Genomic DNA, 22,805 nt, shown 5'->3' with positions numbered 1-22,805 from the left:
AAAGGGATTTTAACAATCCCTAGCCGCGGCTGTTGTAGTTCGGTGCTTCCTTCGTAATGGAGATGTTGTGCGGATGCGACTCGCGCAATCCTGCTCCGGTGATACGAACAAATTGCGCATCTTTTAGACGCTCGACAGTAGGTGCACCACAGTAACCCATTGATGCGCGCAAACCACCAATGTATTGGTAAACCACCTCGGCCAAAGTCCCTTTATACGGCACCCGGCCTACGATACCTTCCGGTACCAATTTCTTAATATCGTCTTCGACATCTTGGAAATAACGGTCTTTAGAACCTTTTTCCATAGCCTCTAGGGAACCCATTCCGCGGTAGGATTTAAACTTACGTCCTTCGTAAATAATGGTTTCGCCTGGCGCTTCCTCTACTCCGGCAAACAAAGAGCCCGCCATAATAGTATCTGCACCAGCGGCGATCGCTTTCGCGATATCTCCTGTTTGCTTGATACCACCATCGGCAATAAGTGGCACACCTGTACCTTTCAAGGCTTTGGCAACTTCGTAAACAGCATATAGCTGTGGCACCCCTACACCAGCAATGATACGAGTCGTACAGATCGAGCCTGGTCCAATACCCACTTTCACTGCGTCGGCACCTGCTTCAGCCAGCATCTTCGCGGCAGCACCTGTTGCGATGTTACCCACGATAACCTGCAACTCCGGATAGGCCGCTTTTACTTCCTTCAATTTATCCACCACACCTTTGGAATGACCATGAGCCGTATCGATGGTCACCACATCAACGCCGGCCTTTACCAAAGCAGCAACACGTTCCAGTGTATCACCAGTCACCCCCACAGCAGCACCGACAAGCAGGCGTCCATGGCTATCCTTTGCAGCATTGGGATAATGTTTATATTTCTGAATATCTTTAAAGGTAATAAGTCCTTTCAGGTAGCCTTCGCTGTCAACGACAGGAAGTTTCTCAATTTTTTGGTTCTGCAAAATCTCCTCTGCTTGAATCAAATCTGTTCCTTCCGGCGCTACTACTAAATTGGTTTTCGTCATCAACTCATTAATGGGTTTTGACATATCTTTTTGAAAACGTAGATCGCGGTTTGTAACAATCCCAACCAGTTTTCCCACTTCACTCACGATCGGAATACCACCAATTTTGTGATCTTTCATAATCTTAAAAGCATCACCTACGGTAGATCCTTCCAATAGGGTAACGGGATCTTGAATCATACCACTTTCCGAGCGTTTAACCTTACGCACTTCTGCGGCCTGCTCGTCAATCGTCATGTTTTTGTGCAACATCCCGATTCCGCCCGCCTGTGCTATGGCAATAGCCAAATCGGCGCCTGTTACGGTGTCCATAGCTGCGGACACCAAAGGGATGTTCAACCGTATCTTACGAGTCAGTTGTGTGCTTGTGTCAACGTCGCGTGGAAGAATTTCTGAATAACCTGGGATAAGCAAAACGTCGTCGTATGTGAGACCTTCAGCTACAAATTTTTGTGGATCTAATTGCATATGGCAAATATCTTTGGAGTTTCTATTTGCCAGGCAAATTTACATATTTCCTGGAATTTATCAAAAAATAATACTTTTTTATCAAAGGATGACATTCAGATTAAAATAGCATGAGGATTCCTTTTTTACCGGGCGGCAGCGCAAATTTGGCAAACTATTTGCAAAGAGATGCCAAATGCGCTATCGAAAGTCGATGGCATATGGAATTATAGATTACACAACCATGAAAAAAGTATTTTTATCGCTACTATCGGCAACATTTTTGGCATTGGGCGCGCAGGAAGCATCCGCGCAAACCCCATACAGAACGGCTATCGGAATTGGTATCGATGTAGGAGATGGACCAACGTTGGTAGGTCCGCAAATAAAGCACTCCTTTGGTGGCGCTAACGCAGGTAATGCACAAGTATTATTTGGCGAGGATATCGTGACGTTGGGCGTAGATTACTCGTACAATCAGCAGATTCCCGGCACAAACGGATTGGGATGGTATGTGGGCGTGGGACCACAGTTGACCTTTGTTGATGACGACCGCTGGTTTGGCTGGGACGACCGTTGGGACAGAAGAGGCGATCGCACATTTTTTGCGATCAGGCCTGCCGCAGGTTTGGAATACAAAATTCCGACCGCTCCCATTGCTTTCCACTTCGACTGGAAGCCGTGGTGGAACCTGACCAACCGCTCCAGTTTTGAACCAGCTCGTTTCACACTGGGTTTCAAATTCACGATCAAGTAAAACATTAAAGATCAATAGCTAAGGTGGACGGCTCAACATAGCCCTGTCCACCTTGCTTTTTGGCAGCAGTTTTACCCCATTCTGCTTATTACCAAGCGCTTCCTAGCCGACCTACAATTAAAATCGTTTTTTGTTTGCATATATGTTGAATAATGTATTCTTTATACAAAATTTTTATACCTTTGCGAATCTTGGCTAGGTATTATTAAGCTAAATCGTACATAAAGAATAATATAAACTATCAAACAAATACACGAATACAGACAATGCAGAGTAAAGGGCTGATTAAATTTTTGGTAATAGTGGTGTCAATAGCATGCCTCTATTCCCTATCATTCACATTTGTTACACGAAAAGTAGAACGAGATGCTTCCGAGTATGCCAAAGGCGATATGGCCAAAGAAAAGGCATACCTCGATTCGATGGCAGGTGAAGAGGTTTATAATTTGGGACTTGCGAAGTTCACTTACAGAGAAGCTAAAGCACACGAGCTGGCGCTAGGTCTGGATCTTAAAGGTGGGATGAACGTAACCATGGAAATATCCTTGGACGAGTTGATCAAAAACTTAGCAAACAATCCTAAAGACGATAAATTCAACACAGCTTTAGAAACAGCTGTTCAGAAAAGTAAATCCGTAAACAAGAGCGTTGTTGAGCTTTTTGTGGACGAATACAAAGCTGGCGGTGCTTCTACCCCATTAGCGACGTTCTTCGCAACAAAAGATAACTCCGCATTGATCAAAGCGACCAGCTCAGATGCTGACGTTCGTAATTTTCTAAGCAAGGAAGCAGACAATGCTATCCAAAACTCCTACAAAGTTTTACGTACGCGTATTGACAAGTTTGGGGTAGCGTCGCCAAACATCCAAATCCAACAAGGTACCAACCGTATCTTGATTGAATTGCCGGGTGTGAATGACGAGATTCGTGTACGGAAGCTTCTTCAAGGATCGGCTAAATTGGAATTCTATGCTACGCATGATAACTTCCAAGTTTATCCTTTGTTGGAAAACATCAACAATATTTTAGCTTCATCGCTTAAAACAAATACGCCAGCAGCAGCAAAACCTGTTGTGGCGGCAAATGACTCTACAGCGACTGCAGACAGCACCAAAAACGACGACAATCTATTGGCCAACCTAGGTGCGGCGAAAAAGGATAGCACAGACTCCACAGCCGTTTCGGCCGAACTAGCTGCAAGCAACCCTTTATTTGCACTATTGAACCCAGCAACAGCAATGGGTCAAAATGGTCAACCTACCTTGATGGCTGGCCCGATGGTAGGTATCGCGAGCTTAAAAGATACGGCGCGCGTAAATGCTTACCTAAATCGTCCGGAAGTTAAGGCAACCATCCCAGGCAACCTTAAGCTTTTATGGGCTGTTAAACCGGAACAACGCACACCAAACTTCTTGTCGTTATATGCCATCAAAACATCCGGCACAGATAATGGTGCTGTGATGACTGGTGAAGTAATCACCGATGCGACTGATAACGTGGATCAACAAAACAGACCTGTTGTATCCATGCAAATGAACACTGAAGGAGCGCGTCAATGGCGTCGTATCACCGCGCAGGCTGCTCAAAATAGAGAAGCTATTGCAATCGTATTGGATGGTGTGGTATACTCCGCTCCTTCCGTAAATGAAGAAATTCCAAATGGTAGCTCCCAAATCTCTGGTAGCTTCACCTTCGAAGACACCAAAGATTTAGCTAACATCTTGAAAGCTGGACGTCTTCCAGCAACAGCTAAAATCGTAGAAGAGGCTATCGTTGGTCCTTCATTAGGACAAGCGGCTATCGATGCGGGTGTAAACTCTGCGGTTATCGGTATCGTAGTCGTAATGATCTTTATGATTGCCTACTACAACCGTGCAGGTATCGCAGCGAATATCGCGGTATTGTTCAACGTATTTTTCTTGATGGGTATCTTGGCTTCCCTGAATGCGGTATTGACCCTTCCAGGTATTGCCGGTATCGTGTTGACCATGGGTACAGCGGTGGATGCCAACGTACTAATCTATGAGCGTATTCGTGAAGAATTACGTGCTGGTAAAAGCATCCGCCAGGCTATCGCCGACGGTTACAAACATGCAATGCCTTCCATCTTGGATTCACAGATCACGACCTTCTTGGTTGGTTTAGTATTGTTCTTCTTCGGAAGCGGACCAATCTTAGGCTTTGCCACTACCTTGATGATCGGTATCATCACTTCCCTATTCACGTCTATCTTCATCTCTCGTTTGATTTTCGAGTACATGTTAGACAAAGACATGAAGATTTCGGTATCCTACCCTTGGTCGGCTAAAACACTTCAAAATGCGAACTTCCAGTTCATCAAAAAACGGAAGTTGTTCTACGCTATTTCCGTAGTAGCAGTTGTTATCAGTGTAGGGTCTATCTTCACTAAAGGTTTCTCTTTAGGCGTAGACTTCAAAGGTGGACGTACCTACACCGTGCGCTATGAGCAACCGGTGAACTTAGAAGATGTTCGTAAAAACTTGGACGAGACCTTCAACTCGACTACAGAGGTGAAAACTTTCGGTAGCGAAAACCAAGTGCGCATAACAACGACTTATCACATCGAAGAAACAAGCGACGAAGCGGATGCAGAAGTATTGGCGAAATTGAACGAAGGTCTTTCCAAAATTTCTGGCAACAAGCATGAGATTCTTTCTTCGCAAAAAGTGGGACCAAGCATCGCTACAGATATCAAAGATAGAGCTATCTGGTCTGGTGTATTCTCGATCTTGATTATTGCAGGATATATCCTAGTACGTTTCCGCAAATGGCAATATTCTGCTGGTGCAGCTGTCGCAACTATCCATGACGGGGTGATTTTATTGGGTCTTTTCTCCATTTTGGACGGAATAGTACCTTTCTCTTTAGATATCGACCAGCATTTCGTAGCGGCGATTCTAACGGTATTAGGTTACTCGGTGAATGACACGGTTGTTGTATTTGACCGTATCCGTGAAGACTTGAGCAAACCGGGTGCACACAGTAAAGATTTCGGTGAGGTGGTAAACCACGCAATCAACACTACGTTAAGCCGTACAGTAATCACTTCCCTTACGATCATCTTCGTGTTGGTGGTATTATTCATCTTCGGTGGTGAGGTTATCCGCGGATTCTCTTTCGCCATCTTAATCGGTATTATTGTGGGTACTTACTCCTCGATTATCCTTGCTGCTCCTGCTGTTTATGACTTGGGCAAAGGAAAACACATCTCGGAAGAGAAGGTTCCTGCTGCAAAAGTTGTTGCGCCGTAAGGACGAAACAAACGATATAAAAAGGGCTTCTGGTGAAAATCAGAAGCCTTTTTTCATTTTATCATCATTTCCTACTTTTTATAGGTCGCCTTGCGTCAAATTTTCCTAGTTTTGGATATCAAAAAAAACACCGTATACATGAAATACTTTTTCAGCAGCATGGCACTAAGTGCGTTGGTTTATTTCAGTGCTTGTCAATCGGGCAGCAGCTCGCAAACCAATGAGCAACAGACGCAAGAGCAGCCCGCTGCGGCTCAGCATGAACACGCGGCAGCGTCAGCCCCTGCAGCAGCAGCTCCAGCTATGGCCAAGGAAGCCGCTACCAACATTCCTGACTTCAAATTTTATAAAGTAAAATCCGGCATTGGTTTTAGCAAAGCGGATATCCCCACCGGAAAAAATAGTGTATTTATACTCTTCGACCCCAGCTGTGGACACTGCCAGCACGAAGCAGGCCTTCTTGCTAAAAACTATGCTAAGATCAAGGATGTGAACCTCTATTTCATTTCGATGAATGACCCTGCCCTGATGGCTTCCTTTCTCGAAACATTTGGTAAAGAGCTCGTCGATAAGCCCAACGTGGAAGTACTGTATGACCGAAACCAAGAGTTTATTCAGAAATTCCATGTGCCGCAGCAATTCCCAGCAAACTATGTTTACGGTGCCGACGGAAAGTTAAAAAACAGTTGGGACGGAGAGAAAGAGATCGGTTTTGTGTTGGCGGAGTTTACCAAATAATGAAAACAGCCATTAATGGTTTTGGTCGCATAGGCCGACATACCCTGCGTAATATCTACCGTCGTGGCCTGCAAGAGCGCATCTCGGTTGTCGCCATAAACGATCTGACGGATACGGCTACCCTCGCCCATCTGTTGAAATATGATTCGGTACATGGTCCTTTTCCGCATATGGTTACTTTCGATGCCGAAAGCCTCTATATAGATGGTCATCGCATACAGGTGTTTCGCGAAAAAGATCCGGCAAACCTGCCTTGGGCAAGCTTAGGCATTCATGCTGTTGTCGAATCTACTGGATTCTTTACAAGTCGTGAGAAGGCTTCAAAGCACTTGCTAGCAGGTGCCAAACAGACGATCATCTCGGCGCCATCAACAGATAAAGATGTACCTACGGTGGTCTTGGGTATTAACGATACGGACTTCGACTGGAGCAGCGATCTGTTCTCCAACGCATCCTGTACGACCAACAACGTAGCGCCGCTAGTCAAGATCCTCGATGAAAACTGGGGAATTAAAGATGGCTACATCACGACGGTGCATTCCATGACGGGCGATCAGAACCTGCACGATGCACCACATCGCGACCTTCGCCGCGCACGCGCTGCATCCTCCTCTATCATTCCGACGACTACAGGGGCGGCCAAAGCGATCACTAATGTGTTTAGCCATTTGGAAGGCCGCCTGGGCGGTGCAGGTATTCGTGTTCCAGTGCTCAATGGTTCGCTCACCGACTTTACCTGCACACTGCGAGCAGAGACTACGGTCGAAGCTATAAATCAAAAGTTTCAGGAAGCCGCCGCGGGAAGTTTGTCCAATGTGCTCTTCTATACTGAAGATCCTATCGTATCGGTGGATATCATCAACAACCCCTATTCCTGTGTATTCGATGCACAGCTGACATCTATTGTGGGCGGACTGGTCAAAGTAGTGGGTTGGTACGACAATGAATTTGGTTACTCCAACAGGATGGTGGATCTCTTGTTGCGTATAGCGACCAGATAATATACCCTAGAAAGCGTGCGGTTCGGCCGCACGCTTTCTATATCTCCCCCTCTACACCAATTCCAAAAAGCGCAAAATCATATTTCACAGGATCAGTCGGGTCAAAAGCTTTGAGGTTTTCCGTGAGCTCCACAGCCGTTTTCCAATTGATCTTATCGGAGACAATCAATCCAAATCGCCTCGCTACACGATCCACGTGCACATCGCAGGGACAGATGAGTGCGCCTGGCGAAATGCGGTTCCAGATCCCGAAATCTACGCCTTGGTCGTCTTTGCGCACCATCCAGCGCAGAAACATGTTCAAGCGTTTGCAACTGGATTTCTGTGCCGGCGAGCTGATATGCTTTTTGGTGCGTATTGGGTGGTCGTGCAAGGAAAAGAAGTAAGCTTTGAACGCATTGAGTGCCTGCTCCATACTAAAAACTTGTGCATGCTTTTGCCCGATAAGGAAAGCATCTTCCAAGGAGGAGAATGACTGGTAATGAAAGCGCAAAAAGGCGACGAAATAAAGGAGATCGGTATCATTAAAGGTGCGGTGTTTAAAGCCGAGAAGTTGCTTAAGATCCTGCTCCTGATGTTGCTGAATAAATTGTGCCGGGGCACCGTCAAAACGCTCAATAAGTTCGTTACACTTGTTGATGATCGTTTTGCGCTGCCCCCAAGCAAGAATGGCAGCGAAAAAGCCCATCACTTCGATATCCTGCTGTTTTGAAAACAGGTGTGGTATACAAATAGGGTCGTTCTCAATAAAACTAGGCCTGTTGAACAAACTGACCTTAGCGTCCAAAAACTCTTTAATATCAAAATCTGCCATTAACCGTGTATTAAGCGGGACTCTTCCAAGTCCAAATTATGTTCGATCTGCTTGATGACTTCTGCATCAAATTTCTTCTCGCTACGAAAGCGCTCCAAGCCTTGCCGACGCACCTGTATTAGCTCTAGTGCTACCTTGCTGTACAGTGCGCGAACACCACTCAAACGAAGTCGTGCATCGTCATCCAGCGCGCTCTCCGTAGCGCGTACACTACGTTGATATTGCTCCTTCACGCGCGCAATCGTTTCGTATTGCTGCATAGCGTCTGCATAATGCGTATCCATATAATCGATCGCTTCCTTGGCCAAAGCCAAGCGTATGGACTCCAACTGTACATTTTCTGGCACCTCTTCATCCATCTCTTCTAGTTTCACCCAGCGAATCAAGAAAGGAAGTGTCAAGCCCTGAAACACCAAGGTCACCAAGATAACCACAAAGGTGATGAAAAGAATCAGGTTACGGTGAGGAAAGGAACTGCCGTTATCCAATGTCAAGGGAATGGCAAGCGCAGACGCGAGCGATACTACGCCGCGCATTCCAGCCCAGCCTACCACCAAGGGAAGCTTCCAACCCGGGCTGACTTCTTTTCGTCGTATATGTGGAAACAGCAACCTAGGCACGAAGGCAGATAGATAGACCATAACGACACGCAACACAATAACGATAGCGCTAATCAACAGCGCATACTTTACACTCTCCTCAATGGAGTATCCATCCAGCCCTTGGACAATAATCGGCAACTCTAGACCGATCAAAATAAACACAAAACCATTCAGCAAAAAGCCCACCGTAGCCCATACTTCCTTCGTTTGTATTCGGGTATGGTGGTTCATATAATCCTTTGCACGATACGAAAGGAACAGTCCCCCGCTCACCACCGCCAGCACCCCCGACCACTCAAAATGCTCGGCCACGATATACATGATGTAGGGCGCTATCAGCGTAATGGGTGTCGTAATGCTCGACGATTTCGCGACATAGCGTAAAAAAATATAGAGCACATGGGCAATCGCCAGCCCGACGACAACGCCCATCACGGCGAGAATAAGGAATTCGGTAGCCGCCTCCTGCAGCACGAAGGTGCCCGAAATAATCGCCGCCAGTGCAAAGCGGAATACCGTCAAAGAGGCCGCGTCATTAACCAAGCTTTCGCCCTCCAATATCGTAATTCCCCTCTTAGGAATGCGGACGCCCTTCAACACCGAAGTTGCCGCCACCGCATCGGGCGGCGATATAATACCGCCCAACAAAAAGCCCAGTGCCAAGGTAAATGAAGGGATAATAGCTACCGAAAAATAAGCAATGGCCAGCGAGGTAACAAAAACCAGCCCAAAGCCCATGATAAATATCGAACGTCGCCATTTCAGAAAATTATCCCAAGAGGTATACCAAGCTGCTTCAAATAATAACGGCGGTAGAAAGACCAGAAAAATAATGTTGGGGTCCAGGCTTATCTGCGGTGTGCCCGGTATCAGAGAGATCAGTAGGCCACCGACCACCAATAGTATCGGATAGGAAATTTTCAGCCGCTGGCTGAGCACAAAAAGCATAGCCATGAAGAAAAAAAGCAGCATGACCAGTAATACGTTTGATTCTATCATCTATCAAAAAAATGCGTGAGGAGATATCTTAGGGAGTAAATATAGCTAGTTTCCCCAAAGACAACAATAATAATGGTACCTTTGCCTAAAATAACATGTTATGTCGAGCACACCAGTAAGCAAAAGTCTACATCCGCGCAACCTGCATCTGAACGGATACGATATAAAAAAACTAAGCACAAAAAACCCCGCATTAAAAGATTTCGTTATTACTACGCCTACAGGTAAGGAGTCTATCGATTTCTCAAACCCACAAGCTGTATTCGAACTCAACAAAGGCCTCTTAAAAAATTACTACCAGATCGACAACTGGTCCATTCTAAAAAACAGCCTCTGCCCGCCCATTCCTGGACGTGCAGACTATGTGCATTACGTAGCCGATCTGCTCGCAAAAGATAACGACGGCGTGGTGCCCAAAGGATTTAAGGTAAAGGTGCTGGATATCGGCACGGGCTCATCGGTTATTTATCCGATCATCGCACAGCGAAGCTACCAGTGGAGCGCCGTGGGAACGGATATTGAGCTTCCTGCATTAAACCATGCGCAGTCGACTCTGAAGTCCAACGTAGGCTTGAAGCGTGACATTAGTTTGCGCCTGCAAGAAGAAAAAAATCAGGTATTTAAAGGTATCATCATTCCGGAAGATCGTTTCGACGCGGTGTTCTGTAACCCGCCTTTTTTCAAGTCTAGAGAAGATAACTGGCAAAAAACAACTAGAAAGTTCAACAACCTCCATAAAGACAGTAGCAAGCTTCCAGTGCAGAACTTCGGCGGCCATCCCAACGAACTATGGTGTGAGGGTGGCGAAAAACAATTTATTCGCACGATGATCTATGAGAGCATGGACTATAAGGAACAATTGGGATGGATCACTACCCTCGTATCCGACAAGGACAACCTAAAGCCGCTGATCGCCATCTTAGAATACCATAAGGTGCCGAAATTGGAAATCATCCCAATGATACATGGCAACAAAAGTATCCGCATATTGGTCTGGAAATGGTCTTAAATAAAAAAAACGGCCTAGGCCGTTTTTTTTATTTAATGATTTCTTCTATCTCTTGGATAATCCGTTGCGCTATGGCTTCGGCAGCTTCCTGCGTAGGGCCTTCGGAGTAGATACGAATGATAGGCTCGGTATTTGACTTGCGAAGATGCACCCACTCATTCTCCAAATCGATCTTCAAGCCATCGATATTGGAATACTGCTCATGCTTGTACTTTTCCTCCATTTTAGCGAGTAGATCATCAATATCCAACGTTGGGGTCAAGGTGATCTTATTTTTGGACATATAGTATTGCGGCAGCTCGGCACGATATGCGGAAGCTTTCTTACCCAGTTTCGCCAAATGGCTCAAGAATAAGGCTACCCCAACCAAGGCATCACGTCCATAATGGGAATCCGGATAGATCACTCCGCCGTTTCCTTCACCGCCGATCACGGCATTGACCTCTTTCATCTTTGTAACGACATTGACCTCACCAACAGCTGCAGCAAAATATTCGCCACCATGCTTTTGTGTAACGTCACGTAAAGCGCGTGTGGAGCTCAAATTAGATACCGTGTTACCTTTAGTATGCGCCAAGATGTAATCCGCCACAGCTACGAGTGTATACTCTTCACCAAACAATTCGCCATCCTCCATCATAAATACTAAACGGTCCACATCAGGATCCACCGCAATCCCCAAATCGGCATTATTCTCCACCACAGCAGCCGAAAGATCCGTCAAATGCTCTTTCAAAGGCTCTGGATTATGCGGAAAATGCCCATTTGGCTCGCAATGTATCTTGTATACCGTCTGCACGCCTAACGCTTCCAACAAGGCCGGAATAAAGGTTCCGCCAGTACTATTTACAGCATCTACGGCTACCTTAAAGTTGGCTGCACGGATAGCGTCCACATCCACCAGTGGTAAAGCCAAAACCGCGTCAATATGTTTTTGCAAATAACTGCCGTCCTTCACTTCAACACCCAAGTCGCCCACCTCAGCAAAATCAAAGTCTAGGTTATCGCCTAATGCAAGTACCTCCTTGCCTTCTACGTCACTAATGAACTCGCCTTTGCTATTAAGGAGCTTCAGTGCATTCCATTGTCCCGGATTATGGGACGCTGTCAGGATAATGCCACCGGCGGCCTGCTCTAGCGGCACTGCAATCTCTACTGTAGGCGTTGTCGACAGTCCTAGGTTGACAACGTCTGCGCCGATACTCTGTAACGTACCAACCACTAAGTTGCTCACCATATCTCCAGAAAGGCGCGCATCGCGCCCCACCACAATTTTCTTGTTTCCTGTATTGCGTAAAAGAATCTTGCCAAATGCAGCCGTAAACTTTACGATGTCTATCGGTGTAAGCCCTTCCCCAGACCTTCCGCCAATGGTTCCGCGGATACCCGATATCGATTTAATAAGTGTCATAATCAATTATTTGAACCGTAAAAATAGCTTTATATAACAAATTATCATATAAAAGTTTCACATTTGACGGCAAAAGCATACCTTTGTTGCAACATTGTGTCGTTTTGTTAAAAGCATGCGACCTATATATTTATTAATTACTTTTGGGGGTATTTATATATCTACGGAAATTATGTTGAATCAACTCATTCATTTTGACCAGGAAGTATTTCTGGCCATCAATCAAGGATTAAGCAATCCTTTTTTTGATTGGCTACTCCCCATCTTGCGCAATCCCTACACTTGGGCTCCGCTGTATCTTTTTTTAATCATTTTCTTCATCAAGCATTACGGCAAGATGGGCATCTTGATCGTAGCCTTCACCTTGGCCAATTTCGGTATTTCGGATGCACTATCTTCGCACTTGATCAAGAAGAATGTGAAGCGCATTCGTCCATGCAACGATTTGGTATTTAAAAACGAGGTGAACATACGCGTTCGTTGTGGTTCTGGATTCAGCTTCACCTCATCGCATGCTACGAACCACTTTGCCATGGCCTTCTTTTGGATCAGCCTGTTCCGCAGACGTTGGAAACATGCTTTATGGCTAGGCATCACTTGGGCCAGTTTGATCAGCTTTTCGCAAATCTATGTTGGGGTACATTATCCCGTAGACATTATATGTGGTGCATTATTGGGTATATTAATCGGCACAGGGGTAGGTTACCTTTTCAAACGATTCTTTCCCAGTTTCCTCCAAAACACTAAAATTCCTGAAACAGTAACAACATGAGTTCATTCTTAATCGTCAGCGTATTATTCATTTCTGCTTTCGTTAGCGGGTTGTCGGTCTTCTTTGTGAAAAGAGACAACACCAATCTGCTTAAACTTGTACTATCCTTTAGTGGGGCCTACCTCTTTAGTATCACGGTCTTACACCTTATACCACATGTATACCTCACGGATAGTACTCGTCCCGAAATTATAGGACTGTATATCTTGGGCGGTTTTCTATTTCAGCTGTTATTGGAGCAATTTTCACAGGGCATCGAGCACGGGCATATCCACCAGCACAACCATCAAGTATTTCCGCTGGGTATTATGGTAAGCTTGTGTCTGCATGCTTTTCTCGAAGGCATGCCCTTGGCGGCGGGACATCAGTCGGAACTTGTTTTCGGTATTGCCATTCACCACGTACCTGCGGCATTCGCATTAGGCAGCTTGCTCTTGAGCACTCGCCTATCTAAAACACAGATCGGTCTCTTCGTACTGCTTTTTGCCGCCATGACGCCACTGGGCTTTATAACCAGTAAGGGAATAAGTGAAGGCGAAATTGGCAGCATATCGAAATATTTCGATAAGATCATGGCCATTGTGATCGGTATATTCCTACATATCTCGACCACCATTCTTTTTGAATCTGGATCGGCAGATCACCACAAATTCAACAAGAAAAAGATGATCGCCGTGCTTTTGGGCGTACTGGTATCGCTAGCGAATTTCCTTTTTGAAGGACATGACCACAACCACGGAGAACATAGCGCTCCGCAAGAACAAGGTCACGACCACGACCACGATCACGACCACGACCACGATCATGCCCATGATCACGATCATGGACATGAAGGGCATAAGCATTAATCCTCTTCCGAACTTTCGCCGCGCAGCTTATCGAGCAGCGCACTTAACGTAGCCGCCTCCTGTTCCGATAAATTGTCGGGCAGGATGTCCGAAAGCATCATGTCCTCCTCAATTTCATCGAGCAAATCTAGCCCCTTTTGTGTGATAAAGAGATCGACGGCGCGCTTATCATCTTTGTTCTTGGAGCGCGAAGCAAGCCCCTTAGCCACGATCCTGTCCACTAGCCGTGATATGTCTGGCGTGTTGCTGATCATACGGGCACGCAAGAGATTGTTTGTTGTAGGACTGGGCAACTGACCGCGCAATATTCGCAAAGCATTAAACTGCTGCAGCGTTATCTGCCGCTTTGAGGCCCGCTTCTCCAGTATCAACCCCAGCCAGCTTGCCGTAAACAATACATTGACAGTAGCTCGCTGCCAATCGTTTGTAAATTTTTTCACTTTAAGTTCTTCTTCGATCTTCATGTACATGGCTTAGTAATACAAAAGTGTGACAACTTAAATTCCCTAGAATAAATCCAAATTGGTTATCTTTGGTCGCACAGCGAAATATTTTCGAATACGAATATAAATTATATTATTATTTTAACACAGAAAATGCAAAAAAGTTTCACTTTGGATCGCTTAAAAGTTGGCGACAGGGCCACGATTAGCGAACTGAGCACCACGGAATTACCGGCAAAATTCTTTGAAATGGGTCTGCTTCCGGGATGCATCGTCGAAGTTAGGCACAAGGCCCCATTCAATGGCCCCATTGGCCTTCATCTCCTTGGTTCAAACAGTTTGGTAGCCATCCGAAAATCTGAAGCCTCCCACATTTTTGTCGAAAAATAATCCTATGAAAAAAACAATCATTGCCCTCTTAGGAAATCCTAACGTCGGGAAAACGTCTTTGTTCAACCGCATCACCAAGTTACATCAACAGGTAGGAAACTATCCCGGCATCACCGTTGAAAAGAGAGAGGGTACCGTGAAAACCAATGGAAAGACATATACCGTGGTTGACCTACCGGGCACATACACCTTGTTTCCTACATCCTTGGATGAAGAGATTGTATTCAATTCCTTAGCAAACAAAAATAGTCTTACCTACCCCGATCTTGTCGTCGTGGTCGCCGAGCCGAACAATATAAAAAGATCGATTGTGCTTTACCAGCAAGCACGTGAACTTGGGGTACCTGCGATCTTCGTGATCAACATGATTGACGAGTTGCGAACGAAAGGACTGGAAATAGACTACCAGCAACTGGAAAGCTATCTGGGTACAAAAGTGTTCACTACCGATGCGCGTAATGGCAAGGGCATTCAACATCTTATCCAAGCGTTCGACGAGCGCCCCGGGCATTACCTCAGCCGATTTACAGCAGACGAGCAGTATAGTGAGGCGCTGGAAGAAACCAAAAAAGTATTCCCGCTCAGCACCGAATACCAAACCTGGCAATATTTGGCGCAAGACCATGTATCCTTTCTTTCGATGGAGCAACGACAAAAATTGATCGAGATTCGGGAGAAACACAAAATTTCTGGGAACCAGCTGCAGAAATCTGAAGCCATACAGCGCAATAAGCGCATAGAAAAAGATATTGCAGACATCGTCTTCAGCAAGGAAAACCAACATGTAAGCAATACAAACAAAATCGACAAGGTGCTGTTGCATCCGGTTTGGGGGTATGTGATTTTCTTTTTCCTGTTGTTCCTCCTTTTCCAGCTGGTTTTCACCCTATCTGCCCCGATCATGGATTGGATAGACGAAAATTTTGCGGCATTTGTTGATTTCATGGCTGTTACCCTGCCCGAAGGACCTATTGCAGATCTGTTCACCCAGGGAATATTGGCGGGCATTGGTGGTATCGTTATTTTCGTACCGCAAATTGCCATCCTGTTTCTTTTGGTTTCCTTGATGGAAGAAACAGGTTACATGAGCCGGGTAGTCTTCCTGATGGACAGGTGGTTGCGTCCATATGGGTTGAATGGAAAGTCTGTCATTCCCTTGATGTCGGGTGTTGGTTGTGCGGTGCCAGCGATCATGGCGGCACGCAATATCGAAAATACCAAAGAACGGTTGATCACGATGCTTGTTACCCCATTTATGACCTGTGCAGCTCGTCTTCCTATCTATGTGGTACTTATCGCTTTGGTGATTCCCGATGACACCTTTTTAGGATTCGGTCTGCAGGGTTTAGTATTGAACTTACTTTATATCTTGGGCGTGCTTGCAGCCTTGGTATCAGCCTGGGTACTTAACAAGATTGTCAAGAGCAACCATAAATCATTCTTAATATTCGAACTCCCCTCCTACAAGACGCCAGACTGGCGCAATGTGGCCACCAACGTATGGGATAAAACATCAGGTTTCCTTTTTGGAGCTGGAAAAATCATCCTAGCCATGGCCGTGATCTTATGGGTGCTGGGCAGTTTCGGGCCGAACGATCGCTTCAGCGAGGCCGAACGCTACGTTACGGAGGCGAACCCCGGCCTAGCAGAAGAAGAGCTTGCCGAGGAAGTTGCATCGTTCCAATTAGAGCATTCCTTCTTGGGCTACATCGGCATGGGTATTGAGCCTGTCGTTGCGCCCTTGGGTTATGACTGGAAAATGGGTATTGGCTTAGTATCTTCCTTTGCGGCACGCGAGGTATTCGTAGGCACTATGGCCACGGTTTACAGCCTCGGCGAAGATGTGGACATCGAAGATGATGCACAGAAAGAAACCCTGTTGAGTAAAATGAAATCGGAAATCAACAGAAACACGGGCCGTCCGGCATACAATTTAGCGTCGGGTATTTCGTTATTATTGTTCTACGCGTTTGCTATGCAGTGTATGAGTACCATTGCTATTATGAAACGCGAAACGGGATCGTGGAAATGGACCATGATACAGACGGTGATGATGACCGGTATAGCTTACCTCATCGCATTTGTCGTGTATCAACTAATGAAATAGAAGATGAATTTGACTATACAGTATATTGTTATTGGACTGGTATTCGTCGTTGCAATGGCCTACCTGTTCAAAAAATTTATACCATCGAAAAAGAAATCGGGTGGTTGCGCCAAAGGCTGCGGCTGCGCGATGACCGATACAAACGTGGAGAAAAGTAATCTGTAGAACTGCCCTAGGGCAACACTATTCGCTCCCCCTTCTCCAATAGCAGTAACGCTAATCTTTCTATGCTATCCTTTTTATTGTATCCGATGAATACAACAAAAAGGATCGCCATACTTTTAGGCCTTTTTTATAAATAAATTCTAGCCCCGACCTTGTTAATGTCTCCGTTTTCTTATTTTTACGAAATGAACACGGCCCTGACTATCCGATTATTGTCTTTGCTTATTCTCTCGAACATCGCCTTGCTGTCTTTCGCCCAAAAGAAGAAAAAAGAAAGAAGCAGCTTCGAGCGTTCACCAAAGCAGGAGATGCTATATGACAACCATGCGTATCTAACGGCTATACGAAGTGTGCAGCTGTATCCAGTGGGCAAGGAAAACCAGCTCCCAGTATATACGTTGGGCAGTAATAGCACATTGATACTCACCTTTGACGACCTCCGCGGCGACGTGCGTAACTACTACTACGGGATAGAACACTGCAACCAAGACTGGACGCCTAGCCGCGCGACAATCCTCGACTACGTAGACGGATTCAACGAGGATAGACTGGAGGAGTTCACCTCTTCCAAAGGAACATCCCAAGCCTATACACGCTACAGCTTGACCTTTCCATCAGCAAACCTCAAACCAAAGCTAGCCGGTAACTATATTCTTAAAGTATATGAAGATAGCGATAAGGAACGCCTTATATTGACACGTAGATTCTATGTATTGCATGACTTGGTAAGCATAGCTGCGCAGATCAAGCCTTCGCTGAACGTCGCCAACCGCCCGCACAACCAAAAGCTCGATATCGAGCTGCGTACCGCCCTCACCATCCCCAACCCAGAACGAGATTTAGCGGTTTATGTGTTGCAGAACCAGCGTCCTGACCACTTCCTGAAGATACAGAAACCAAATTTTTCCAGCACGAATGTCTTCACATATAACAACAGTGCAACGTTGGATTTTGATGGGCGCGATGAGTTTCGTTTTGTAGATCTACGCAGCTTACGCATCGCATCTGAACGCATTCGAACGCTAAATTCACTCGATTCTTCTATCACCGTGGAGCTTAACACCGATGAGGACCAATTTGGAAGCAGCTACGCCTCCACTTTCGATGAAAACGGACGTTTTTATTTCAGAAATAGAGATTTTTCAGATGAAGATATTGACGGAGATTATGCGACCGTTCATTTTTCGCTAAAAACAGCCAAAACGGTCAACGGAAATATCTATATTGTGGGCGGATTCAACAACTATGCGCGTAACGCGGAAAACAAGCTACATTATGATCAAGAAAAGGATCGGTGGACGGCAGCACTAAAACTAAAACAAGGGCTATATGACTATACCTATGTATTGGAAGAGCCCGAAAAAAAAACCGTTACCGACGCCTTCTCCGGAAATCATTTTGAAACGGGAAATGATTACCAAATATTAATCTATAATCGACGTTTAGGCACCTATTGGGACGAACTCGTCGGTTACAGCGAACTTGGCATAAACAACAGAAATCGATAGCACTACAACGCTACAGCATTTTACATCAAAACGACTACACATATCTTGGAAACAAACGCTACAGAAAACAAAAAACTAAAACGCGGGCTAAGCAATAGGCACATACAGCTCATTGCTCTTGGCGGAGCAATAGGTACGGGGCTATTTTTAGGTATTGGGCAGGCAGCTGTGCTCTCTGGTCCGTCAGCCATCTTGGGGTATGCGATCGCTGGGCTAATTGCATTTTTCATTATGCGTCAACTGGGCGAAATGGTGGTACAAGAGCCCGTATCGGGCAGCTTCAGTTACTTTGCCAACAAGTATTGGGGTTCTTTTGCCGGCTATGCCTCTGGATGGAACTACTGGGTATTGTACCTATTGGTCAGTATGGCCGAGCTAACCGCTATTGGACATTATGTGCAATTTTGGTGGCCCGAGATTCCCCTATGGGTCTCCAGCCTGTTTTTCTTTTTTGTGATCAATGCGCTCAACCTAGCCTCGGTCAAAGTATATGGCGAAACCGAATTTTGGTTCTCCATCATCAAGGTGGTGGCCATCATTGCCATGATCATCTTTGGCTCTTACCTCTTGATAAGCGGCAACGGAGGCGAAAATGCGACGATACAGAACTTGACAAACGACGGCGGCTTCTTTCCAAAAGGATGGCTATCCACCGCAGAAAATGGTTCCTACCAAGGTCTCTTGGCAGCGCTCGTCATGATTATGTTTTCCTTTGGTGGCCTAGAGCTCGTTGGCATCACCGCTGCGGAGGCCGAAAATCCAGAAAAAAACATACCAAAAGCAACCAATCAGGTTCTTTGGCGAATTTTGATCTTCTACATCGGCTCGTTGGTGATTTTGTTTTCGCTGATGCCTTGGCGAAATATTACCTCCGAGACTAGTCCCTTCGTGGAGGTTTTCGCCAGCCTGAAAGGACTGCAGTTCGAGCTTTTTGGTGCTACTTATTATTTCACCAATATCATTGCCAATGTGCTAAACCTGATTGTACTTACCGCAGCACTGTCGGTCTACAACAGCTGTGTGTACAGCAATTCACGCATGCTATTCGGGTTAGCCGAGCAGCGCAATGCGCCCAAGTTTCTCACGAAACTGAACAGTAACCACTCGCCTATTAACGCGATTTTGGTTTCTGCGGGATTGGTGGCTGTATGTATCGTAATCAACAAGATTATGCCAGAGAAGGCCTTGGAGGTATTGATGAGCTTGGTGGTATCCTCTTTGGTGATCAACTGGATTATGATATCCCTCACGCACATCTTTTTCAAAAGAAATCTGCGAGCCAAAAAGGAAAAATCACGTTTCCCGACTGTTTTCTATCCACTGAGTAACTATATCAGCCTGCTGTTTCTATTGGGGGTACTGCTGATGATGTGGTTCACTGGATTAAAGATCTCCGTCGAGCTTATCCCGATTTGGTTGATCCTGCTTTACATCAGTTACCTACTTGTACAGCGAAATCGTAAACGATCCGAATAACCCCTTTTTTTTTATCTGTCTTGCTGAACATGCCAGCAATGCGCAGAAAAAAACGACTCAAAAAAGAAAATAGGCTGTCTAAAACATAAACATTTTAGACAGCCTATTTTGTATAATCATCTCCTAAATCGTTCCTAAGCCTTAGCTTTCTTCTTCATAGGACCACTGCTGTAGCTTATCCTGCAATATCCTCGATATTTTATTGAAGTAGCGCTTCTGCTTATAGCCCATCACCCATTGCACACCTTGCACGGCATTGGTACAGAATATTTCGTCGGCCTGCTTCATGATTTCCGGACTAATTTGCGCCTCTACAACCTGAATATCCTCTGCTGCAGCCATATCCATTACCACCTTGCGCATCACACCAGCCACGCAACCTTCGGTAATCGCCGGTGTGTATAGCACCTTCTCGTAGTATACAAAGATATTAGACGTCAGCGCTTCGCACAGATACCCCTCTTGGTTTAAGATAAACACCTCATCGTAGGCAAATCGTTTCTTATAGATGCCTGCCATCACGTAGATAAGCGCATTATTTGATTTCAAATGCGACAGATCACTATATGGTTTCTTAAACTCGGTATATAGATCCACGATAAGGCCCAGTTTTTTATCTCGTAGAGAAGTCGCAATACGCGACACCTGCAGGCAATAGACAGGCTTGTTGCTTTCAGGTGCATACAAGCCCCCGCCGGCACGGTAAACAATGAGTCGAACCCTTGCCTGCTGTCCAATCATATTGTTCTTCCGAACAAGCTCCTCCGTCTTGGAACGAATGAAAAACTCGTCGAATTTGGTAAACTCTTCCAGCTGCAGGGTTTGCATCCCACGTTGTAGTCGCTCGATATGCTGTTTCAAAAAGCGGATATCCCCATCTTTCCACAACATCGTTTCAAATAAACCGTCACCATAGCGCAAAGCACGGCTATCGATACTGGCTATATGCTGGTTCTCGGCAATAATTTGCCCGTCAAAATTGATATATTGTAATGACATACGTTTCTCGCTAGCTGTTAATCCTGTGCATCCATCGTATTGGAATACGAACGCCATTTATCCAGCGCCTGCTGGAAATCTTCCGGCAACGGCACCTCGAATTCTACAAATTGTTTAGTACGCGGGTGTACAAAGCCCAAAGAGCGAGCGTGCAGAGCCTGCCGAGGCAAAAGCTCAAAACAATTATGGACGAACTGCTTGTATTTATTGAAAACCGTTCCCTTCAAAATTTTACTTCCACCGTATAATTCATCGGAAAACAACGGGTGGCCAATGGACTTTAAATGCGTACGAATCTGGTGCGTCCGCCCTGTTTCCAATTCACATTCGATCAACGTGACATACCCCAAACGCTCTAGAATACGGTAATGTGTTACTGACCATTTCCCCTTTTCCTCACTATCGTACATATCCATCACGCGGCGGTCCTTCAAGTTACGACCTATATAACCAGTGATGGTTCCGTCCTCCGATAAATCGCCCCATACCAAAGCTACATATTGCCGTTTTATGGAGTGATCAAAAAACTGCTTTGCCAAATGTGTCATCGCCCATTCGTTTTTGGCGATCACCAGTAGCCCCGAAGTATCCTTATCTATGCGGTGCACTAAACCCGGGCGTCCTGTGTTGCCCGGCATTGTCGGCAATTGGTTAAGGTGAAAGGTCAATGCGTTGACCAACGTACCTGTATAATTGTTGTAGCCGGGATGTACGACCATGCCCGCTTCTTTGTTTACCAACAAGACGTCGTCATCCTCAAACAGAATGTTTAAGGGAATATCTTCGGGATATACTTCAGTATCGCGCGGTGGATCCGGCAACACTAAGGTAATCACATCCAAGGGCTTCACCTTGTAACTCGCTTTCGCCAATTTACCGTTTACAAACACCGTCTCTGCCTCTATCGCATGCTGAATACGATTTCTGGAGGTATTCTCCACCCTGTTCATCAAGAACTTATCCAAACGTAAGGGAGCCTGTCCTTTGTCAGCCTCTATACGCAAATGCTCAAAAAGTTCCTGCTCGTCCTGATCCTGAAAATCTAATTCTTCTGCCATTACGCAAAAATATCGAAATCCTTCAAAATCTACTAACTTTGTCTACGTATTATGTTAACATTCGATTTCTATAGTCCTGAAGAGGAAATTTTCCATCCGCTCTACGCGGAGAAGAAGGTACGTGTCTTCGTTAAGCGTGATGACCTTATTCATCCTTATATATCAGGCAATAAGTGGCGAAAGTTAAAATATCCACTAGCCGAAGCGAAGTACAACAGTAAGGAAAACTTGGTGACGTTCGGTGGCGCCTGGTCTAATCATTTGCTGGCTACCGCCTGTGCCGGCGCAAAATTTGGCTTCCAGACCCACGGTTTTGTACGCGGTGAGCGTGTGGACAACCCTGTGTTGAAGCTCTGCTCCTTATTCGGTATGCACTTGACTTTTGTAGACCGCACAAGCTACAAAGACAAGAAAGACCTTTTCGAGCAGCATTTTGGCACGGACGCTAAAGCCTACTTTATTGATGAGGGTGGTTATAGTGTGCTCGCCGCAAAGGGATGTAGTGAGTTAATAGGCGAACTGACGCATCCCTACGATCATATCTTTTGCGCCTGCGGAACGGGCGCAACAGCTGCCGGATTACTTATGGGCCTGCAGCAAGCCGACTTAACAACCCAGCTCCACACCATACCTGTGTTAAAGGGCGGCCAATTTATCAAACAAGCCATTACCGACCTCGGCATAACGCTGGACGAACGCTTCCATATGCACCTCGAATACCACTTTGGTGGATATGCCAAAACGAAACCTGAACTCATCGCATTTGTCCAACAGTTTACAAAAGGTACGGGCATACTCATCGAACCAACCTATACCGGAAAAATGTTTTTTGCACTTCACGATCTGCTGCAAAAAGACGAAATAGCAGAGGGTCAACGCCTACTGCTCGTGCACACTGGCGGACTTACCGGCTTGTTGGGCATGCTGGATAAATTTTAAACAATTTCTCATCAGCAGAGATC

20 protein-coding genes are annotated in these 22,805 nt (G+C 45.7%); 13 read left to right on the top strand and 7 right to left on the bottom strand.

Going from position 1 to position 22,805, the window contains the following annotated elements:
• Positions 1–19 precede the first annotated feature (19 nt).
• The gene (guaB, locus tag SCB77_RS20140; protein ID WP_320183798.1) at positions 20–1,495 is read right to left on the bottom strand and encodes an IMP dehydrogenase; all 1,476 of its coding nucleotides are present in this window, start codon (positions 1,493–1,495) and stop codon (positions 20–22) included.
• 223 nt (positions 1,496–1,718) lie between these two features.
• Between guaB and SCB77_RS20135 the strand changes: the two genes are divergently transcribed.
• The 4 genes from SCB77_RS20135 (at position 1,719) to gap (ending at position 7,242) form a co-directional block, all read left to right on the top strand.
• Positions 1,719–2,231, top strand: coding sequence for a hypothetical protein (locus tag SCB77_RS20135; RefSeq protein ID WP_320183797.1), 513 nt, complete (start codon positions 1,719–1,721; stop codon positions 2,229–2,231).
• Positions 2,232–2,497: 266 nt separating this feature from the next.
• Positions 2,498–5,503, top strand: coding sequence for a protein translocase subunit SecDF (gene secDF, locus SCB77_RS20130; protein ID WP_320183796.1), 3,006 nt, complete (start codon positions 2,498–2,500; stop codon positions 5,501–5,503).
• Between the two features lie 138 nt (positions 5,504–5,641).
• Positions 5,642–6,241: a peroxiredoxin family protein gene (locus SCB77_RS20125; RefSeq protein WP_320183795.1), complete on the top strand. Its 600-nt coding sequence runs from the start codon at positions 5,642–5,644 to the stop codon at positions 6,239–6,241.
• Positions 6,241–7,242, top strand: a complete 1,002-nt coding sequence (gap, locus tag SCB77_RS20120; RefSeq protein WP_320183794.1) for a type I glyceraldehyde-3-phosphate dehydrogenase — start codon at positions 6,241–6,243, stop codon at positions 7,240–7,242. Before SCB77_RS20125 ends, gap begins: the two co-directional genes overlap by 1 nt.
• Positions 7,243–7,279: 37 nt before the next feature.
• On the opposite strand, the gene SCB77_RS20115 is transcribed toward gap, so the two are convergent.
• Entirely contained in the window at positions 7,280–8,056 is a 777-nt protein-coding gene (locus SCB77_RS20115; RefSeq protein ID WP_320183793.1) for a TIGR02757 family protein, read from the bottom strand.
• Complete coding sequence (locus SCB77_RS20110) at positions 8,056–9,657, bottom strand: Na+/H+ antiporter (protein WP_320183792.1); 1,602 nt, start codon at positions 9,655–9,657, stop codon at positions 8,056–8,058. The genes SCB77_RS20115 and SCB77_RS20110 overlap by 1 nt, the downstream gene beginning before the upstream one ends.
• A 100-nt stretch (positions 9,658–9,757) precedes the next feature.
• Here SCB77_RS20110 and rlmF point away from each other — a divergent pair, with 100 nt between their 5' ends.
• Entirely contained in the window at positions 9,758–10,666 is a 909-nt protein-coding gene (gene rlmF / locus SCB77_RS20105; protein ID WP_320183791.1) for a 23S rRNA (adenine(1618)-N(6))-methyltransferase RlmF, read from the top strand.
• Between the two features lie 28 nt (positions 10,667–10,694).
• On the opposite strand, the gene glmM is transcribed toward rlmF, so the two are convergent.
• Complete coding sequence (gene glmM, locus SCB77_RS20100; protein WP_320183790.1) at positions 10,695–12,077, bottom strand: phosphoglucosamine mutase; 1,383 nt, start codon at positions 12,075–12,077, stop codon at positions 10,695–10,697.
• A 172-nt stretch (positions 12,078–12,249) separates the two neighbouring features.
• Here glmM and SCB77_RS20095 point away from each other — a divergent pair, with 172 nt between their 5' ends.
• Positions 12,250–12,849 carry a phosphatase PAP2 family protein gene (locus tag SCB77_RS20095; protein WP_320183789.1) on the top strand — a complete coding sequence of 200 codons (600 nt, stop codon included), beginning with the start codon at positions 12,250–12,252 and terminating at the stop codon, positions 12,847–12,849.
• Entirely contained in the window at positions 12,846–13,697 is an 852-nt protein-coding gene (locus SCB77_RS20090; RefSeq protein ID WP_320183788.1) for a ZIP family metal transporter, read from the top strand. The genes SCB77_RS20095 and SCB77_RS20090 overlap by 4 nt, the downstream gene beginning before the upstream one ends.
• Here the strand turns inward: SCB77_RS20090 and SCB77_RS20085 are convergent.
• The gene (locus tag SCB77_RS20085) at positions 13,694–14,161 is read right to left on the bottom strand and encodes a MarR family winged helix-turn-helix transcriptional regulator (protein ID WP_320183787.1); all 468 of its coding nucleotides are present in this window, start codon (positions 14,159–14,161) and stop codon (positions 13,694–13,696) included. The genes SCB77_RS20090 and SCB77_RS20085 overlap by 4 nt on opposite strands.
• A 132-nt stretch (positions 14,162–14,293) precedes the next feature.
• Between SCB77_RS20085 and SCB77_RS20080 the strand changes: the two genes are divergently transcribed.
• The 5 genes from SCB77_RS20080 (at position 14,294) to SCB77_RS20060 (ending at position 19,786) form a co-directional block, all read left to right on the top strand.
• A complete protein-coding gene (locus tag SCB77_RS20080; protein ID WP_320183786.1) occupies positions 14,294–14,530 on the top strand; it encodes a FeoA family protein in 237 nt (78 codons plus the stop codon).
• A 4-nt stretch (positions 14,531–14,534) separates the two neighbouring features.
• Positions 14,535–16,637, top strand: coding sequence for a ferrous iron transport protein B (feoB, locus tag SCB77_RS20075; protein WP_320183785.1), 2,103 nt, complete (start codon positions 14,535–14,537; stop codon positions 16,635–16,637).
• Positions 16,638–16,640: 3 nt separating this feature from the next.
• Positions 16,641–16,802, top strand: coding sequence for a FeoB-associated Cys-rich membrane protein (locus SCB77_RS20070; RefSeq protein WP_320183784.1), 162 nt, complete (start codon positions 16,641–16,643; stop codon positions 16,800–16,802).
• A 185-nt stretch (positions 16,803–16,987) separates the two neighbouring features.
• The gene (locus tag SCB77_RS20065) at positions 16,988–18,310 is read left to right on the top strand and encodes a type IX secretion system plug protein (RefSeq protein ID WP_320183783.1); all 1,323 of its coding nucleotides are present in this window, start codon (positions 16,988–16,990) and stop codon (positions 18,308–18,310) included.
• Between the two features lie 45 nt (positions 18,311–18,355).
• On the top strand, positions 18,356–19,786 hold the full coding sequence (locus tag SCB77_RS20060) for an amino acid permease (RefSeq protein ID WP_320183782.1): 1,431 nt from the start codon (positions 18,356–18,358) through the stop codon (positions 19,784–19,786).
• 141 nt (positions 19,787–19,927) lie between these two features.
• Here the strand turns inward: SCB77_RS20060 and SCB77_RS20055 are convergent, their stop codons facing one another.
• Both SCB77_RS20055 and SCB77_RS20050 read right to left on the bottom strand, forming a co-directional pair.
• Entirely contained in the window at positions 19,928–20,785 is an 858-nt protein-coding gene (locus tag SCB77_RS20055; RefSeq protein WP_320183781.1) for an aminotransferase class IV, read from the bottom strand.
• 17 nt (positions 20,786–20,802) lie between these two features.
• Positions 20,803–21,843 (bottom strand): RluA family pseudouridine synthase, encoded by a 1,041-nt coding sequence (locus tag SCB77_RS20050; RefSeq protein ID WP_320183780.1) that lies wholly within the window; start codon positions 21,841–21,843, stop codon positions 20,803–20,805.
• A 51-nt stretch (positions 21,844–21,894) separates the two neighbouring features.
• Here SCB77_RS20050 and SCB77_RS20045 point away from each other — a divergent pair, with 51 nt between their 5' ends.
• Positions 21,895–22,782, top strand: coding sequence for a 1-aminocyclopropane-1-carboxylate deaminase/D-cysteine desulfhydrase (locus SCB77_RS20045; protein ID WP_320183779.1), 888 nt, complete (start codon positions 21,895–21,897; stop codon positions 22,780–22,782).
• Positions 22,783–22,805 lie beyond the last annotated feature (23 nt).

The organism is Sphingobacterium bambusae (assembly GCF_033955345.1).
Lineage (GTDB): Bacteria > Bacteroidota > Bacteroidia > Sphingobacteriales > Sphingobacteriaceae > Sphingobacterium > Sphingobacterium bambusae.
Note: the sequence above shows the minus strand (reverse complement) of the source record. Positions and strands in the feature narration are given on the sequence as shown.

Bases quoted from the DNA above. Each gene is read 5' to 3' on its own strand.
- guaB (WP_320183798.1), bottom strand. From the start codon at position 1,495: ATGCAATTAGATCCACAAAAATTTGTAGCTGAAGGTCTCACATACGAC.
- SCB77_RS20135 (WP_320183797.1), top strand. From the start codon at position 1,719: ATGAAAAAAGTATTTTTATCGCTACTATCGGCAACATTTTTGGCATTG.
- secDF (WP_320183796.1), top strand. From the start codon at position 2,498: ATGCAGAGTAAAGGGCTGATTAAATTTTTGGTAATAGTGGTGTCAATA.
- SCB77_RS20125 (WP_320183795.1), top strand. From the start codon at position 5,642: ATGAAATACTTTTTCAGCAGCATGGCACTAAGTGCGTTGGTTTATTTC.
- gap (WP_320183794.1), top strand. From the start codon at position 6,241: ATGAAAACAGCCATTAATGGTTTTGGTCGCATAGGCCGACATACCCTG.
- SCB77_RS20115 (WP_320183793.1), bottom strand. From the start codon at position 8,056: ATGGCAGATTTTGATATTAAAGAGTTTTTGGACGCTAAGGTCAGTTTG.
- SCB77_RS20110 (WP_320183792.1), bottom strand. From the start codon at position 9,657: ATGATAGAATCAAACGTATTACTGGTCATGCTGCTTTTTTTCTTCATG.
- rlmF (WP_320183791.1), top strand. From the start codon at position 9,758: ATGTCGAGCACACCAGTAAGCAAAAGTCTACATCCGCGCAACCTGCAT.
- glmM (WP_320183790.1), bottom strand. From the start codon at position 12,077: ATGACACTTATTAAATCGATATCGGGTATCCGCGGAACCATTGGCGGA.
- SCB77_RS20095 (WP_320183789.1), top strand. From the start codon at position 12,250: ATGTTGAATCAACTCATTCATTTTGACCAGGAAGTATTTCTGGCCATC.
- SCB77_RS20090 (WP_320183788.1), top strand. From the start codon at position 12,846: ATGAGTTCATTCTTAATCGTCAGCGTATTATTCATTTCTGCTTTCGTT.
- SCB77_RS20085 (WP_320183787.1), bottom strand. From the start codon at position 14,161: ATGAAGATCGAAGAAGAACTTAAAGTGAAAAAATTTACAAACGATTGG.
- SCB77_RS20080 (WP_320183786.1), top strand. From the start codon at position 14,294: ATGCAAAAAAGTTTCACTTTGGATCGCTTAAAAGTTGGCGACAGGGCC.
- feoB (WP_320183785.1), top strand. From the start codon at position 14,535: ATGAAAAAAACAATCATTGCCCTCTTAGGAAATCCTAACGTCGGGAAA.
- SCB77_RS20070 (WP_320183784.1), top strand. From the start codon at position 16,641: ATGAATTTGACTATACAGTATATTGTTATTGGACTGGTATTCGTCGTT.
- SCB77_RS20065 (WP_320183783.1), top strand. From the start codon at position 16,988: ATGAACACGGCCCTGACTATCCGATTATTGTCTTTGCTTATTCTCTCG.
- SCB77_RS20055 (WP_320183781.1), bottom strand. From the start codon at position 20,785: ATGTCATTACAATATATCAATTTTGACGGGCAAATTATTGCCGAGAAC.
- SCB77_RS20050 (WP_320183780.1), bottom strand. From the start codon at position 21,843: ATGGCAGAAGAATTAGATTTTCAGGATCAGGACGAGCAGGAACTTTTT.
- SCB77_RS20045 (WP_320183779.1), top strand. From the start codon at position 21,895: ATGTTAACATTCGATTTCTATAGTCCTGAAGAGGAAATTTTCCATCCG.